General features: G+C 62.5%; 5 protein-coding genes. All 5 read right to left on the bottom strand.

What is annotated here, in order from left to right:
• The 5 genes from I7X18_RS04620 to I7X18_RS04600 all read right to left on the bottom strand — a co-directional run bounded on the left by I7X18_RS04620 (position 1) and on the right by I7X18_RS04600 (position 18,256).
• The gene (locus I7X18_RS04620; protein WP_193044336.1) at positions 1–1,845 is read right to left on the bottom strand and encodes a DUF262 domain-containing protein; all 1,845 of its coding nucleotides are present in this window, start codon (positions 1,843–1,845) and stop codon (positions 1–3) included.
• Positions 1,846–1,892: 47 nt separating this feature from the next.
• Positions 1,893–6,488, bottom strand: a complete 4,596-nt coding sequence (locus I7X18_RS04615) for an Eco57I restriction-modification methylase domain-containing protein (RefSeq protein WP_193044337.1) — start codon at positions 6,486–6,488, stop codon at positions 1,893–1,895.
• A gap of 5 nt (positions 6,489–6,493) precedes the next feature.
• Complete coding sequence (locus I7X18_RS04610) at positions 6,494–9,661, bottom strand: helicase-related protein (RefSeq protein ID WP_232375410.1); 3,168 nt, start codon at positions 9,659–9,661, stop codon at positions 6,494–6,496.
• A 304-nt stretch (positions 9,662–9,965) separates the two neighbouring features.
• Positions 9,966–14,942, bottom strand: coding sequence for a DEAD/DEAH box helicase family protein (locus I7X18_RS04605; RefSeq protein WP_193044338.1), 4,977 nt, complete (start codon positions 14,940–14,942; stop codon positions 9,966–9,968).
• Positions 14,939–18,256, bottom strand: a complete 3,318-nt coding sequence (locus I7X18_RS04600; protein WP_226862925.1) for a hypothetical protein — start codon at positions 18,254–18,256, stop codon at positions 14,939–14,941. Before I7X18_RS04600 ends, I7X18_RS04605 begins: the two co-directional genes overlap by 4 nt.
• Between the last annotated feature and the right edge of the window lie 128 nt (positions 18,257–18,384).

The raw sequence follows: 18,384 nt of genomic DNA, 5'->3' as shown, positions 1-18,384 counted from the left end.
TCATGGCGATGAAACCGTGTCGTCGGTAATCAGCAGGTCGTCTGGGTTCCATAGATGTTGTGCTACCTGCTGATAAAGAGTGCCGCGATCTAGGACCGCCTGCGCGGTGAAATCGTCATATGGTCGGAACGGCAACCCGGTGCGAGCGATGAACTGGAGAAAGCCCGGGTTGTTTTGGTAGCACTGTTGATTCAGTGAGCGCGCCAAAAGGTTCTGCGCGTTGTAGTGCGGCAGCTTCTTCTCGAACGTCATGTCGCCGTAGCTGGCGTTGAACTTCTTGGGCAGCAACAGCAGATCGCCGATCAAGTTGCGATGGTCGGCGAAATCGGCGGCGTGCTCGAACTCATCTGAGTGTCGGCGCGGATGGTTGGCCCAGATGTGTTCGACCTCGTACTTGACTGGCGTACCCGTGGTCATCTGGACGTAGGTCGAGTGACCGCCGGACTCAACCTCGATGTAGTCCGTGAGGCGGGCGAGCAGCCTGTGGATGGGCCGGCGGTTCTGTTGATGCAACCGAAGCCGGTCAGTGCTGCCGATCCGCTCAACCTCCTGCATCAGTTGCTCGTATAGGGATTGACCCAGCGCTGGGAGATCCTTGCCGCGGATTGCCTTTGTGACTATGAAGGTTCGGTACTGCAATGTGGAGGCGTCGATCGCCCGGTTGTTCCAGATCCGCCAGCTCAGCAAGATGTCGACGAATTGAGCGACCAGTCCGATCTTGCGTACCGCCACCGCGTCATCCTCACCGACGACGAGCGGCGCGAGCAGCATCGGAAGCTGCAGGGTGAATTGGTGGTCGGCGTTGTAACGCACTCGTTCCAGACCCGCGACTAACACCGGCGCTTTGGTGGCCGACATAATCGTGGCGAAGTGGCGGCTGTAGAACTCGAAATCGTTGCCGATGAATCGCGCGAAGTCCGCCGACTGTTGCAGGCCGATTCGAGGCGCATTGCTGCGTAGCCAGCGGTGAAACTCGGTGCCGATCTTGTCGTAGTCCAAACCCACGGCACCCTTGCGGCGTTCACGGATTGTCTCGGCGTACTGGCTACGCAGCCACGCCTTGAAGAAGTCGGCGTCGAGCTCTTTACCCAACGCGGCGAGGTCCTGCACACGATGGCGCCACAGGTCCGCGGGCACCCGGCGGGTGTCCTCGTCGATTCCGGCTAGCAAGTAACCCTTGAGCATGTCAACCGGGCGGAGTTGAAGCCCACGGTCGTTCATGGTCTCGAAAATCGTGTAAGCGTCATCGTCGCTGTAGGCGGTGATCTGGATGATCTGGACGCAGTGCTGCAACCAGTCAATGAAGTACGGGAGAGCCTCGCCCTGAAGCTGTTTGGGCAACAGTTCACCGATGTCGTCGTAGCGCTCGACCAAGTTGCGGACCGAATCGCTGTCAGCCGGGGACGCAGTGAACGGAAGTCCGTCGTAGAGCGCAGTCATGCAGGCGATGCGGTCATCGACGTCGAGATTGAAGGATCGCTTGCCGAAGGTGTCGGAGATGATCAGTTCGTCGATGTTGGGTTCGCGGTTTGCGCCCTGCAGTTCCCGCAGGTATGTCAAAAGCAGGGTAAGAGTGGTGAGTCGCTGTTGCCCGTCGACGATGAAGCGTTGGGTGTCCTTCTCACTGATGACGATTGAGCCGAGGAAGTAGAACGGGTACGTCGCCACGGCATCGCGCCGGTGCGACGGATCGTACGCCTCAAGGAACTTTCCGCTCAGATCGTCCAGCAACTCCTGAAGCTGCTTCTCTTCCCACTTGTAGTCACGCTGATAGTAGTCGATTACGTACTTGGAACCCTTGAGGATCTGGGCCACTGACCGGGCCACCCCGTCAATCTTCTTCAACTCGACTCCCTGGCTTCGATCCGCCGAACAACGGCTGACTGCATCTGCTACAGCTCTCCAACTAGAGCGCTGAAGTGCTTGTGCGCCAATTCCATATCGCGTTCTCGATCTACCCCGACGAAGGGCTCGATGTAGGTGACGCCGTTAACGGTGAGGTCTTCAGCCTTAACCGTTCCCTTCTTGCGATACTCCGACGCCAGCTTGCCTGGTAGTTGGCGTCCATTCGCGTCATAAAGTGCGTCACGTTCGTACTTCTGTAGCACCGGGAACTGAGTGCGGTAGATCGTGAGCAACTCCTCAGCAGTGATGCCGAGCATGATCGCCACAATCGCATCGATCTCCACAAGAGCCTGGCGACGGTCAGCAGCGCGGCGGAGAGGCGTCGCCCACTCCCACTCGGGTTTGACGCCGCCCAGTGGGGTGCGACCGGAGTAGTCGACGCCGATGTGCGGCACCCAGGAATCGCGTTGCCACTCCCCGTCGTACAACTCTTCCCACATCGGCGAGTACGGGCCGATAAGGCAGTTAAGCCGCAGGGCACGAAGAATCAGATGAGATTCGAGACCATGGCCGCGAACATGCGGTATGCGACTAACAACATTAAGAGTGAAATCCGATACCCCAGCAACTTTCGCGAAGAAGTCGACCGGCAACGATGCCCATATTCCCGCAGCCACAGCGGTGTCGCGAAGGTCGGGCAACAGGGCAGACCAAAGAAGAAAAACGTGGCACGGTCCGGGCGGGATAACCGCCGCATGAAGGGTTCTCACGGTCGCGGAGTCAGCCATCCGCCGCCACACCAACCGGAAGTAAGACGAGCTGGGATCGCCGTGCCACTTCGGATAGGCGGCAGAGTATTCGGCGAGCGGCTTTGCGACCTGGTAGCTGGTACGCGGAATGAAATCCTCACCGAGGACATCGAGGTCAAGCAGCGCAGTATCTTGACGGCTCTTAGGGTTCGGATTCGGTTGCTGATACAACGGCGTCGCCACAGTCAGGTGCGGACCCTGCAGGATTACCCTCGACCATTCTCTGGGGACAGCAGACTCCGCGCGAAAGTAACCGAGTCTACGGTCGCGGTCTTCTTCCCATCCACGAGTCACCTCGAACGCAATATCACCCAATCGCGTTGCGGCTGCGATTTTATCGAGCACCTCGGCGCTGGCGCGGTTCACTGGGTAAAGCATGCGCGCTTCTTCGGGTGGAATACTAGGCTCATCAACAAGTGCCGCCCAACCCTTGAGAATCGACTGGTCGACACGGACGATGCGCTGCTTGTGTGGACGCATGTCCCAATTGTCTTCGTCATCACGCACACCCGGCGCCGGGCCTGAGCCATCATGATTGAGTGACCGTTCAAGCACGCTTGGGTTATACAACCAGCCCGCCTGCAAGAAGTTGATTACTTCGCGAGAGGGTCCATAGATGTGGACACCGAAGTCTCGCTTGTCGCTGATCTCGCGAAAGATGTAAGCGTTATTCTTGAACTGCCAGTGCCGCCGCAGCCGACGATATGATTCCTTGCGCAGATTTCTCGCCCGGAGCTCCGTGAAGTGACTCTCCGGATGGATTAATCCCACAATTCCCGCCGGCGCCATGGAGCGCCACGTTCGGTCCATAAAACCGCGATACAGGTCGGGCTGCAGGGCCGTCAGAAACGGTCGGTCGACGCCCGATCCGAGATGTTCCTTCAGTGCCGCCTGGACCGACCGTTCGTCGAGAAGAATGGTTCGGTTGGATGCATCCGCTAGCGTCGACTCCCGCTTGTCGCGAATCGTCGACTCAGCCGCCTTGTCCACTAACCGCCACCAGGGGTCGAACTCTGCCAGAACCGCCGTCTCGTCCCAGTCCGGTTTTACCCACGGTGGATTGCCTACCTGCAGATCAAAGCCACCTCGCGCGAACACCGGTGCGAAGTCCAGCTCCCAGTGGAAGAAGCCTTGCTCCGCGGTGATCGACTCCGCGACCGTCAGCCAGGGAAATCCGCCGAGGGCTTTCTCGATCGAAAGTGTCTGTGCGAACGTGCGATCGGTGTCCTCCGCGAGGTCGAGTTCCTCCCAATTGAGGTCGCCGGCAAGGCTGGTCTGCCCGTACTTCTCGAACTTGCCGGCCTTCGGAGATACACCGAGGATGGCTTCAAGCCCGCCAACCCATTGGTCCCAGTCGGGCGGCTCGATGTCGGTTGTCAGCGGCCACGACCAGAGTGCACACCAGGCGTCCATCACGCGGCGCAGACGTCGATATGCGCCGTTCTCGTCCTGCAGCACCTCTTCGATCTGCTCGCGTGTAACCGCCGATTCAGACGACTTCGCGGACTCAAGGCCCCAGACGTCGATGGCCCGGTGGATCTCGGACTCAGCAATGGTCAAACGGCGTAGCGTGAACCCCCACAGCGTCTCGACGCGTTCAGCTAGCGCGGCCAGCCTTTTCCTGATCGTTGCGCTGGGGTTGCCGCGAATCCCGTTGCGCCACAGGCGCAGTTCTTCGCGTTTGTCCGGCGCGTACGTCTTGGCTTCGGGGGTGTCGATCACCGCGCCCCAGCCTTGTGACGGCAACAGGAAGTGGTGGATGCCCGCACCGATCTCTTCACCCAGCGGGACGTCGTTCGGCACCGTCGTCAGCCAGGCCTTCTTGGCCAGCAGGGTGGGCGCGTAGACCGCCCGACGGGCCCCGATCAGCGAGTTGCCGCGGCGCAGGTGCAGGCCGAACCAAGGTGCTTGCAAGCCGGCGACCATGGTCTCCAGCCACAGCGAGATCTCGGCCAGTTCGACCGCCGTCGCGTTGAGGTCAACCCCGTACACCTGGTGAAGGGCGATGTGCGCCTTCACCTTCTGCAATTCCTCCTGGTACCTGTCGGCGTCGATGACCTCGTGACGATCTTCCTGCTGGCGTTTGAGGTACTCGGCGGCGAGTTGCCGCACCGCCTCGATCGCGAACGCACCCGAGCCCAGAGCCGGCTCGCAGACGGTCAACCCGAGGATCTGCTCCGGGGTGGTGCGCACGTCGTTCTGGTCCAGCAGTTCTTCGAGCGCCTGGGACACGACGAACTTCGTCAGCACTTCGGGCGTGTAGTACGACGCCGACTGCTGACGCTCGCGTCCCGCGAGCCGGAAGACGAAGGTGCCCTTCGCGTGGACGACGGGGATGCTCTCGCCCCTCGCCTCGTCGAGCGTCGTCACGAAGTCCGACTCCGAGAGGTGATCCGCCCGCGACACCGGGACCACCCACGATCCCTTCTCCGGGTCACCGTTCTTAGCGACCTCGTAGAGGTCCTCTTCAGCGAAGAAGCCGGTGTACGACATCAGCCCCTCGTACACCGCACCGAGCTGGTTGATGCCGAGTTCGGCGTAGGAGATGAAGCCGCGGTCGGATCCCCTGCGTCCCTTCGACTCTTTGGACAGCAGCAGATGTTGCAGCACACGCTGGGTAGCCTCGTTGCTCAGACCCACCTCGTCGATGAGCGCCGTGGCCTTCCGATCGAAGAGGTCGGCGCGCAACTCGTTGAACTCCAGCCCGGGCGCCGGCTCGTCAGCGCCGTCGACCTCGGGCCCGCGCGGGGCATGGCCTTTGTCGACTAGGCGGAACAGCGTCGCTAACGACTGATAGAGGTGGGTGCCCGACTTCGCGGTCGGCGAGACTAGTTCGGTGAGGGTGAGTTCCCGCAGCCGGTCCAGGCCGTAGCCCTCGCCGTATTCCGGTACGCCCGATGGCAGCACCCGTAGCTCCGGGGAGGCTTCGGCGTAGAGCAGGAACAGGATTCGGTAGAGGAAGCGCAGCGCGTGCTTGGCCAGTTGTTGGGCGTCGATCTGATCGAGTGGCATGTCCTTGGCGGCGCGGCGCCGCACCACATCGTTGGCGATGATCTCGATGGACAGCCGGATGCCCTCGCGCAGGTCCTTGGACACCCCGACGGTGTGCTTGACCGAGTCTTCGAGAACACCCGTCCACCAGATGTTGCCGTCGGCGTCGGGCACCAAAGCTTGCCGACCGAGAATCGCTGCGGTCCGGTCAAGTTCGCCGCCGCGCTTCTCCTCACGGCGCTCGGTGACCACCAGCAGATCGACCGCCAGGTACCGCCCTTCCGCCCACCGCTGCGCCTCAGCCAGCAGCACCCACTGGCCGGCCTGCACCACGACGAACGCCGGCGGCTCGTCGGCGCGGAACGCCGCAGACACCGCTTTCGACACTGAGACGATGGGCTTGTTGTCCTCGTCCCCCGCGTCCAGCAGCAGGCCGGTATCCGGGTCAAGCAGATCGTCGACGGTGGTGACGGGCGCCGCTTGCAGGAACAGTGCGCTTGTCACGCCGGCGAGCCGGGCCTGCGGAAGCCGCATCTCGGTTCCGGCACGGTCGCCGGTGTAGTCGGTCAACGGTTCGGGAAAGCCGAGGGCGGTCCGGATCAGCTGGTGGGCCGCTGCCGCACCGTTGGGGTTCTCGTCCAGCGTCGACAGCACCGTCTGCAGTTCACCGGCCGCAGCCTGCAGCCGGCGTCGCACCGTCTCCCGCCCTTCGGCGGCTTCGGCATCCCACTGCTTGCGCAACTCGATCACCTTGCCCTGGAAGGACTCCCGTGGCGAATCGGTGGTGAAGTAATGCTCGCTGATCCAGTCTTCGCCGACGACGATGGAATCGTAGGAGGGCACGGTTCTCAGAATTCCTTTCCAGCGACGGGCGCATCGGCGGCCACGACGACGAGCAGCGGGCGCACGAGCTGCTGGGTCGGTGCCAACAGATCGGCCAGGCGCTGTTCCTCGTTGATGCGCTGGCTGAGCTTGCCTACCCGTGAACGCTGCGCTCCGAATAGTTCGAGTTGTTCGGCGTCGTCGTGCCATCGCCGCGCGCGTTTACGCCACTGCGTCAGTCTTTCGGTGGTCGCAGCCTCTTGCGCGTCGAGCACCCAGCGCATCTCCCGACGGGCATGCTCGACGGCGATGGGGATCAAGGCCTGATAGCGCTCCGCATTGGCCACTGGGCCGGGGTTCGACGAGCCGGGGCGCAGCGCTGTCTGTGTGCTGAGGAATGCGATGTCCTCGAGCGGTTCGACCATGCAGAATTTGGTGTTGGCCGGATTGGGGAACACCGCGGTGGAGAACACCCGCGAGATCAGTTGTCCCCGTTTGTTGGTCAGCGTGCCCATCAGGAGCACTGTCGGTGTTTCCACCTCGCCGCGGATGATGAACACTTGGTTACGACCCAGTGCGGTCAGCGCGCGGTCGCTAGCCCAGTCGAGCACCGGGTGCAGCGGGCCCAGGTAGTGCGCCTCGGGCCAGGTGGTGCCGTTGACGCCCTTGCCTTCTCGCGCTGCACGCAGTTGCGCGTTGCCAACCGCGGTGTTGGTGGCGAGTTTGAGCTTCTCCAAGACCCGGCCGTGCTGCAGATAGTTCTGCGGGAGCTGCGCTAGCCGTTGCCGCAGATCGCGCGGCGGGGCGAGTTCGGCGATGCCGTGTGGCGCGCTAACCGTCCAGCCGATGCCGCCCTGGTCGGGCGCGGCGTGTGGCATGTCGTGGAATGCCGCGTGCAAGGCTTCATCCAGGAACGTCAGGTCATCGGGGTACAGGCTCTGACGCGGTGTCGCGGGCAGGGTCGTCGGAGCATCGTCGTCGGTGTCGAATTGTGCGAAGAACGCGTCCAGATCCTCGCCGGCGGCGACCTCGTCGGCGTTGCGGACGGCGTCTTCGAGCGTCGCGCCCTTGGCGAGGACGTTACGGATGACGTTTTCCTCCTCGGTGACGCTGTGCTTGCCCATCAGCGAGGCTACGTCGCCAAGCGTGGTGTGCGCCTGGTTCTCTCGCTCCAGCAGGCGCGACAGCACCCGCAGGTCGCCCGAGAACTCCGGGTCGGACGGTTCCAGGATCAGCGACGAGATCACCGGCGGGTGCTTCTGCCCATAACGGTCGATGCGGCCATTGCGCTGTTCGATGCGGATGAGGCTCCACGGAATGTCGTAGTGGATGAGGTGATGACACTGGGCGTGCAGGTTCACGCCCTCTGAGGCCACGTCCCCGGTGACCAGCACCCGGATGGGTGAAGTCTCCAGCTTGAAGCTGTCGACGAGTTCCTGTTGCTCGACGTCGGACAGGCCGCCGTGCAGCATCGCGACGTTGTCGGCGGCCAAACCGAGGGCCGCGGGCAGGTGGTCGCGCAGCCACGTGAGCGTCGCGATCCGCTCGGCGAAGACCACGGCTCGCATTGAGGACTTCTTGCCCACACCGATGTCGTGGAGCCGCTTCACCAGTGCGGCGAACTTGCCGGCTTGTTCTTGCATCGCGGCGGCGTTCAGTTCGTCCAGCGTGGTCAAAGCGGTGAGTTCGGCGCGTTGGGCGGGGTCGCCCGGATCGAGCTTGCTGCGGCGCTGCTTGATCGACTCGGCGAGTGCGGCCGGCGACGACAGGAACGCCTTGGCCAACGTCCAGGGAAACAGCGCCTTGGTGTCGCCGGAGTACGGCGAGGACTTGCCCCGGGGGTGCAGCCAGGTCTGTGACAGCTCGGCGGCGACGGCGTCCTCAGCGGGTGACGGTTTGACCAGCAGGTGCACTGGCTCGGCGCGCTCGGCCCAGTCGCTTCCGACTTCGGCGGCGACGTCGGGGCTGTGCCGGTGTCGGCGGATCAGCAACGACTCGACGTCGGGCTTGGTGAACGTGCCGTCGGCGTGCACGACCGTCGGGTCGAGCAGTCGTAGCAGTTCGGCGAACGACTCCTCCTTGCCGTTGTGCGGGGTCGCCGACGCCAGAATCAGCGCCTCGGTGTTCGGGGCGAGGATGCGGGCCAGTTCGTTGTTCTGAGTGCCGGCGTTGGTGAGGTTGTGCGACTCGTCGATGACGACCGCGTCCCACTGCTGGCGTTCCAGGTGAGCCTTGTAGCGGGGGCTCTTCAGGGTGTCGATCGAGATGATGGCGCGCTTGAAGTACGTGAAGGGGTTGCGGGTGGCCGGCAGTTTCTGGCGAACCTTCTGAATGCCCGTCGAGTCGAGCCGGACGAACGGGAGCGCGAAGCGACACCACAGCTCGTGCTGCATCTGCTCCAGCACGTGCTTGGGCGTGACGACGAGAATGCGCTCACCTCGCCCGCGGCGCACCAACTCGGCCAGGATCATGCCGATCTCCAGCGTCTTACCGAGCCCGACCGCGTCGGCGATCAGGATGCGAGGGCGGATGTGCTGCGGATCGAGCGCCTTGGTGACTGCCGCCTGTTGATAGGCCAGCGCGTCGGCGAGCATGTGCGTCGAGACCGTCAGCGCCTGGTCGCCGTAGGGCACCGGCGTCTTGCGCAGCAGCGCTTCGAGCCAGAGCCGGGAGTCGCGGTACCCGGAGGAGCCGTCGGCCACGACCTTGGCCTTACTCGGATCTTGAACCTCGATCGTGTCGAGGCTCGAGTAGAACGCTGCGGTGGTCTCGGCGACGAGCTCGGAAAGCCCACGCACCAGGACCAACCAACCGTCGGCGCCCTGTTCCGCTGAAGTGACCAACCACTCTTCGTCGCGGATGACCACGATCGAGCCAGGGGCGACGTTGAGGTCTTGGGGGCTGTCTACAACGGGGGTGGACACGTCATCTCCGGGAAGTGGTGAGGGTGGGCTGGGCTTACGGACGATTGCGGGTTTCGAGGGCTCTGGTGCTTCGACGTGGGGCTCGGTCTCGTCGGGGGCTACTTCGCCCAACTCGATGAACGCTTCGAGAACGACAGCACGCAGGGTCTTCGCGTTCCGAAGGTCGCGGAGATAGTCCATCTGCGCGCGACGGCTGGTGGCGCGTTCGTGCTCGTGGCGTAGCTCGCGCAGCGTCGCCAACCACCCGGTCCCGTGACGGCTTGTCGCCACTGAGCCAGATTTCGCGTAGCGGCTCCCACGCCTCGACGACGAAGTTTTCCCTCGGTCGAGCGCCGTACGCGCCCTGCAGCACCTCAGGCGACGTCAGTCCACCGTTGTCGACGAACAAGTGCTCGCAAAGCTGATCGAGAAGCGACTCGGGCAGGTTCGACCAGCTGAATTTGTATCTAGGCATAGCACGCCTGCAAGGTGAACGTCGGACATACCCCCATTGCGCTGCTACTGAGCGAGCTTAGCCGCGTGAACGGACTGGGGAGGACGTACTCGCCGAGACGGCGACACCGGGGCTCAAAGGTCACGACTGACCTGCAGCTGGCGCTAGGGCAGCCGACAGCTCGCTAAGCGCAACAACCGTCCAGCCCTCGGATTCGAGCTCAGCACGTTCGGTTGAAGCGAGGCCGAAATCGCAGGCGAGGGAACGGTCCGGCCAGGCGAATGAAATCGGAATGCCACCGGGGCTTTCGAACCCGAGCTCCGGCCGGGGAACGCCGGCTTCGGCGAGCGCGAGTACTAGCTCCCGCTCGGCCCCGACAGCACTTGCATAGGTCGGCGCCCACTCCGGCGGCAGCGAGTCAGGAATCACCGGCCCGGTGACCGCCTCGTTGACCGTGCCTTCGTTGTCAACCAACCGCCGAAGGACTTGCTCCGCCGCTCCGCGTGACAGGGAGTCGTGATCGCGCTGGTTCTGATAACTGCGAAGGCATCCGTAACACGACGTCTCCGGACCGCACTCACATTCGCTGACACGGCGGAGTGCGACCCGCAACACGCGCTCAAGGTTTTGCTCGACCTGCAACACGTGTCCAGCACCACCCGGCACGGCATCGAACAAGGTGATTGACCACCGGTCTGCGCCCGACGGCGTCAGTGAGCCGCCGATATCTTCGCGGGCGATTTCCAGCGTCTCCGACGCCGCCTCGACGATCGCGTACATCGTCGACAACCATGCCGCGTGGGTGGGATACACCCCGAACACAGTGATATCGACAGAGAGGAGGTCGGTCTCATACGAATGAGCGAGATCGAGAAGTCGCTGGGGCCCATTGCACGGCAGGTTCTTCAGAAGATGGTTGTGCTTCGGCGGCTTCTGTGGGCTTCTCAGCCTCTGCGACCCGTATCCACACCAGTCGCAGATCCAGTAGCCCATCTTGTTTGGTCCGTCGGCTAGAGCAATGAGTTGGCCACGCGGGCCGGCCTTCACCAGCAAGGATCCTCCGCCCATCGGCTTCGTGTACGAGCGCACCTCAGGCGGTTGAGCCAGCACGTGCACATCACCGCTCCACGTTCGGCGCGGGGGACGTGAGCCAGGTTTGGCAGGCTCGGGGGCCGCCACAAAACCAAACTCTGGAATGGTCAATCGACGCGCCGCGGTCTGGGCGGCTTCTCCGCAGTACTGACACTTCTCGTCAGCAGATTCAATGCCGTAGCGGAAGCCACCGCACCTTTTACACACGTGGTAGTAGTACTCAACGAGATCCTTATGCGGAAGGCGGTAGATTCCGCGGGATGTCCAGAGATTGCCCCCGGCAACGATTTCCGCGTCCGGTGCGTACTCGTAGATTGCCTGGGACAGATCGCGGCTCAGGTCGAGCAAACCACCCTTGGCCTTGCCGGTCCCGAAGTTAGTACGGAGCTCCACCGTATCGACCGGGAACCCATACTTCGGCAGAATATTGCGATTCGCTAAAAAGCCAAGGAGATCACGCTCCCGCAGTGTTTTCCCGACGCGCTGGTAACGCTGAGCCAACGCGTGCTTGCCTTCACTCGACGCTCGTTGTTCCAACTCGCTCATCGTGTCGACTTGGTTCTCGAGCTCTTTCCGGACTAGGTCAACATGCTCAATGAGTAACTTGGCCCAGGAGCCTCCGGCCAGATCCATTTCCGCGCCGACCGCAGGAGGCAGAATCCGACCCAGCGCCTCAGTGATCTCCGGGGGCACCGGAGTCAAAAAGTCACTAATAAGGCTGACAGAAGGTTCGTTTCCGTCCTGGCGCAGGAAGAACTCACCGGCCTTCCGGTCAATGCGACGCGTCGATTCGAAAACCCACCGGAAAAATGCGGCCATGGCCACGGACTGCGCGTGTCGGCGATCGATCCGTACGTTCGTGAGCGGAACGTAAGGTGCCCGAACGTGTCCGGCGATCATCACCTCGGGCTCGTTGAACCTTGTGAGGTCGTGCGACCGTCGCATCGCGTAGGTAACTACCAGAGCCGCGGCGCCCGACCGCCGGCCCGCCCGACCAGCTCGTTGCAGATAGTTGGCCGTACTTGGCGGCATGTTCCGGAGCATGACAGCTTGCAGTTCGCCGACATCGACACCGAGTTCAAAGGTCGTTGAGCACGAGAGCGCGTTGATCTCGCCTCGCACGAACTGGTGCTGAATCGCGGCGGCCTCGGTGTTGATCCATTGCGCCGTGTGTTCCTTCGCCGCCATGGGTACCGCATTCATGGTGCGATACAGCGTCCGGTAGTGATCGCGGTCGCCGTCCTCTTGGGGCGCGAACTCGTCGAGAACTCCGTCGCACCCAAGGGCCGGGCAGACGTTGCGGACCGAGAATGAGGTCACTCGTCGGCAGGTCCCGCACTGATAGGCGGGGCCTGTTGCATTTATCCATCTCAACCGCAGACACTGGTGGTCAATCTGGTACACCTGCCCCAGCCCGGATTCGGTCGAGCTGACTAGCCAATCCACGGGCGCTTCGGGCCGCACAATGAATTCCCATATGCCACGCAAGAGCGCTTCAGCATCTTCGTCCTTGCCGAGGGCAGCGAGGACACGCCGGGTGTAGTCGACGCGTCGATTGGTCCCGCGTCCCGGCAACCAGGACAACACCTTTCGAATTGCCTGCGGACCCTCGCGCCGCACACGGATGGGCCCTAGTCGGGGCGCGAAGATTTCATCGTTAGGAGGCACGTCTTCTGGCATGGTCACCGCACCCTGTTGGCGGAGGGTTCGCACAAGCTCTTGAAGGAACGCCCACGCCTCTTCCTCGGCGAGCCCAAGCTGCAGCAGTGGCATTGGGGCGCGCCACCGAGGATCGCGATACATCGTCACGCCGATAAGCCCGAGTCCTTCCAGGGACTGGCGGTCGTCGGTGGCGAGCACTTCGGCCATGACCCAAGGAGCAACAATGCGCGTCTGCTGTTGCGACGTCATGCGCCCCGGGAAATGCTTGACAGCAGCGGCTTTCGCGCGCGTCTTGAACACGACGTCGTCTACTGCCACCTCCTCGTCGTCTGCACGGAGTGCCAGCATTCCCTGCGAGATCAGCCGGCGGCGTTGAAGCCGACCATAGGAATCCTCAAGATAGGGAGCAAAGTACGCGGCGGATTGCCGACTATCGCTGAAGGCTAATAGCTTTCGTCCCTCACCCGGCGACAAAGCGCCGTGAGGGTCATCTGCAATCGGCAGATTCTGATATAGCGCCGTTGTAATAACCGCACCACTTGCATCGGGCCCCGTCTCGAACCCTCGGACCGTTGCCGCTCCACGTGCACCACACACAAGACAACCGGCGATCTCGTCGCCTCGCTGCTTCAACTTGCGAACTGGTCTCAGTTCCGATGCGCCGCAGGCTGAGCAAGATTGCTCATTGGACTGGGCAAGGACACCGCATCCCGTACACAGCTTCGCCTCGTCGCCCGAGACCTCGCTGTTGTCATCGACGACAGCTGTTTCATCCTCGTCATCGAGGCCATCGTGGTCGCCCAGGACGAGCCAGACGCCCTTGCTCCCGGCCTTGCGCGGCCGCAGTCGAAGTACACCGCCCTCGGGCGTTGGGGTGCCGTAGACATGGACTGCGCCACATCGCTTGCACGAGCCGATCTCAAAGACGGGCGCATCGCAATCGGGACACACTTCATGGCGGGCCAAGTGGACGTGCGGCCCGCGCGGAGACAAACACGTGAATGCGCCTTCGGTCGCACGCAAGAAGAGGTGGTATCGAGCAGAGAGCGGTGTCGATCCGTCAGCTTCTCGCAAGGAGCTTGCTAGGTCCACCATAGCGGCGAGGCCGGCGGCGCTGTCTTCCGCTTCATCGAAAGTCGCTCTAGCGACCGCTGTAAACGGTCGCGGCGCTTTCGCCAGCGTCGCGCGCATGATGGACAGTGACTTTTCATGCGAAAGCGCGGTGGCTGCAGTCGCTTCCGCTGCCTTTGTCCAGCCCGCCTTAAGCGCTGCATCGAGCACCGCGGCTCCGGGGTCGGCATCGTTTGCAAGCGCTTGGTAGTCCGATGCCGATAGCGGTCCCCAGAAGGGACCCGAAGGTGCGGCAACGCGGCGCGCCATCACGACGTCCTGGCAATCCGGGTTGTGTTGTGACCACTCGAAAGGTTGGCCGAACAAGGTGGACGCGAAACGGGTAACGGCGGTCGGATCGGAGTCGCCGCCGACCGTCGCAGAAGTAGCGATGCATTGAATTGGGTGCGTAGGCGAAACCCGGTCCTGCACCCGCCGCAAGAGCATCGCAATCTCAGCACCTTGCGTACCGTCGTACACGTGCGCTTCGTCGACTACGATGAATCGCCATTTCGACTGCTCGCCTGTCGCAAACAAGTCCATGTCCTGTGGCCGCAGCAGGAGGTACTCGAGCATCGCGTAGTTCGTCAACAGAATGTGCGGCGGGCGTTCACGCATTTCTTGACGACTCAGGATCTCGTTTGCGAGTATCGGCTCGCCAATATTTAATTCCGCGAACAACTCTCGCGCTTTCAAGGGATCAGTCTCTGTCTCACCGGTGTATCGGCCGAATGTGATGGCGGGATAGTCGGCGAGCAGCTGGCGCAGCCTCTTCATCTGGTCGTTTGCCAATGCGTTCATGGGGTACAGCAGCAACGCACGGACGCCCGGGCCGAGAGTCCCGCGTTCCTGCTCGCGTAGCAGCGCGTCCAAGATCGGGAAGAGGAAGGCTTCGGTTTTGCCTGAGCCGGTTCCCGTGGCGACCACGATGTTTCGGCCGTTGGCGACTTTCCGTACCGCCTGCTCCTGGTGGACGTAGAGGGGGCGGTCGAGAGGAAGAGCGTCGCTTGCGAGATTGGCGAACCCCGGCGCCAGGACACCCTCGTCGATAAGGGTGCTCAGCGGTGCCCCTGGCGCATAGGGCGGTGTAGCTTCGAGATAGGGCCCTTTGTCCAACATGTCGGTGTTGTCAATCGCGTGCCGCAACGCCGCATCGATCTTCGTGTCACGAACTGCCAGAAGCGACGAAAGGTACCGGCGATACGTCGCTTTAATCGACTCGGACGTCGCTACGGCATCAATGCTGTTGGTCATTGCGGTAGGCCACTCTCCTGCTTCAATCTGGTGCCGACGGTCAACTCCGCGATGATCAAGTCGATGGTGACTAGCTGAGGAGCGACCTCAGCGAGGCCCGCCCATGCCCGTTGCTCCCTGAGCATCCACTTCTCGGCTTCCGCGTGTCCTCGCGCAGCGTGTCGCGCGGCTAGCGCCAGGGCCATCGAGATCGCAGGAATTACCTGCCATCCGTCAGTTCTGCTGTGATGCCGCCGAGCATCGAACGCGCGTTGAGTTCCGCTATGACCGATCATGCGGATCAGCCTCTCACCTTCTCGAAACACACTGCGCGCGTTTCGCGTAAGCCACTCGAGGCGTGAATCTCGACGGTTCGCAACCAAATCCATGGCAGCGAGCACGCGAGAGTCTGCGGAAAGCAGCCCTTGCGGAACGAGTCGAGCAGCATGAATGAATTGGTCTCGCAATGCTGGATTCTGATCGAGGAGTTCCGCGGAGCCATCAATGCAACCAGCGCCCGCATATGGATCTTCGCCATCAAGCACACCGATGACTGCGTCGCCGCAGACACCGACTGCGACTTCGATCTCTTCGTCGGACCACAGAGAGTCCGCTGCTGAAAGCAAGGCGGCGGGGAGTGCTCCACGCTGGGTCCAGGGGAGGACTGAGGACTCATGCGCCTCGGCCAAATTGGCCCAGGCCAGTCCGGATCGGATCATGAGGGACGGGATCGTTTCACTGGGCGCCTCTGAACCGGTCAAGGCTGCCAACGCAGCGGCGGGGTTGCCGTAGATCTCGGTCTCGATCGCTTCCGCGATGTCCGCAAACCGGTCTCCGAGGGCCAGCGACCCGAGCCGTGCCCTTACCGTCCATAGTCGCGCGAAGTCGACGACGTCGACGGGGTCGGGCATGTCTCCGGCGAGAAACTTCGAGATGGCGACTTCCTCTGAATCGCCACTAGTCACCCACCCATTCGCCTCAACCAGCCTGGATGTGCCGGGTGACGGCCAATCTGGAATCGGCAGCGGAACCCACGGATCCTCGATGCGCGCCATCACTCGGATCGGTCCTGCCTCGATCAGCCAGTCGGGCAGAGGGACCCGGCCATCCACGACCGGAACACAAGTGGGCTCACGCCACGGCGCACGAGTGGGAAACAAGTAGGCCGAAAGACCCTCCACAGCGACGCAGTTCCTCAATGTGAGGTGGCGGCCGTCGAGCACGATCCCGCTAAAGAGTTTCCGCGGTCGCATCGTCGCGACAATGAGTTCGCCTTCTTCGTCGAGCGCTAGGCTAACCTGGGGGAAGTCGCGAAGCGTGTCGACGATCTCCGCCAGATTGAATTGATACACACCCGCGCGGCCGCTCCGCGCGGCGAGCGTCTGGACGCTGCGCTTGTTCGCAATGACGTGCAGAGAGGGCTCCGCGCCGGCTCCGATATCGAGCAGTACGTGTCCCGGAGCCTCTTGCACATCCTCACAGAAAAGCGTAAGCGGACGGACTGACGGACTGAGCGTCAAGACCGGTGCTTGGTACGCGACGGTCATGTGAGGTGGTGTGACAACGATCGATCGAAAATACGAGCGTGTTCCTACGCGAAGCGCATGCTCACGCTTTCGCTCGTCGAATTCGATTTGAGAGCAAGATAATTCGATTCCGTCGGCGGCTCGCACTTTCGCCGAGCACTGCCGCAGCCCGCCAGCCACGAACCGACGCCAGCTTGGGCTGAAGGTGGCCGCCAGACCCTCGACCAGTGTGAATGATCGAGAGGCCCCGCGTCCCCAAGGCCCCCGCACACGTATAGTGAAACTGCCCACAAGTGGCCGAACGACACTGTGCCACAGCTCGTTTGCTCCCGAGGCCTCCGAAACGCGGTGCCTGGCGATCACCTGTCCGCTGCTGTCGTCTTGCAACGTCACGTCCCAATCGGCCGCTTCCAAGTTCTGCGGGATGGATATGCGGGGCAGCTCCGCGAAGACGGGCAACGCGGTAGACGTACGAATCCCCTGCACCGGCCGAGGCAGCTCAATACGCGCGGAGTCGAACTTCCTTACTGTCCGCTTGCTCGAACCGACGGAAAGGCCCGTCACCTTGGAAAGGTCAACCTGAAGCAGACAGAATCCCGACCAACCAGGTGGCAAGGGACTTTCAGCGATGACGCGAAGTTCTCCAGTCGTGTGGAGCGCGTCAGGGTCTCCTGGGAACAGGACCCACGCCTGCGTTCCTGGAAGTGGCAGGCCTGACGCAATGAACTCACCATCGTCCCCGAAGACCATCAGTGGGTCATGATCGTCGACCACAATCATGGAGAGCTGTAGATGGTCGCGTCCCGAGAGCGCAACCGACGCGTTGCGCACCGGCTTGGTGATTGCGACGTCGGTCTGCGGCGCGGGCTCCGTGGAACCCGGCCACAGCGATTCGGTGGCCACGCGGCGCACCTCTTCACCCAGCGTCACCACCCAGACTGCGCGCCCGTCTGGCGCGTCTCCCACCGGAGGCAATCGCAAGATGACGCCCTGGCCGAACGGGTCCAGCACGAGTCGTGGGCGATCATCGATGGAGGACGAACCCATGATTCCACCGTGAGCGACCTGGTCGATCTGCCGCCCGTCGTAGAGTTCCCGCGCCACGTGTAGGAAGCGCTCAGGTAAGAGGACATCTTTTCCGTCGCTGCCAGCCGCCAATGCGTCGAGCAGTTCGAAGGACCGCTCGGCAACATCGACCGCAAACTCGTCGCCAAACCTGACGAAACGTTGCACAGGCATATCGACGCTGCTGATGCCCGGCCCGGCAGCCCGTGCAGCCGCCCACGATACGAATGCTTCCGGCGTCAAACCCGGAGTTCGGCCACGCTGCCAGGACACGAGTCTGAAAAAGTCGTCGAGGCAATAGGTGGGCATGCCGCAATGGAGAAGAATTCGTCCCACGAATCTTGTTCCGGCGTCGTCATCCGCCTCGAAAGTCGGAAGACCAAGCGTGCGCAAGTTGTCGAGAAATGCCTCGCCCCAGGATCTCTGAAAGTTTAGATCAGGTTGGATACGAAGGATGTCCACAAGCTTCGGCCAGAAGGTGGCCCGTTCGTAGTGTTCGGCAGCCACACCGGCTGTCGACAGAACGTGGACCGCGGGATAGCGCCTGAGGAGTCTATCCAGAGCCGGCCCCGGTTCTGTCTCACAATAGAGCCGCCCGAGGACTTTGAGCGCCTGCTCGCGGTGGGGTTGCGGGATGTCGTCGAGCGTCTCCGCAGCAAGCGACACCACGTCGACCCGCCGTCGCCACCCCTTCTCACGAATTTCGAGCAACTCTCGCGATGAAACCTTCCGAACCTCTGCCACGTCATCTCCCCCGCAGGCGCAAGGTCCGCACAGCGGCCGACGTCAACGAGTACATCAACTTCCCCTTGTTCACCTCTGTACCAAGAGCCGCTCAGGATTGCATAGGTCTACGACAAACATGGCCAGTC

The organism is Mycolicibacterium baixiangningiae (genome assembly GCF_016313185.1).
GTDB lineage: Bacteria > Actinomycetota > Actinomycetes > Mycobacteriales > Mycobacteriaceae > Mycobacterium > Mycobacterium baixiangningiae.
Note: the sequence above shows the minus strand (reverse complement) of the source record. Positions and strands in the feature narration are given on the sequence as shown.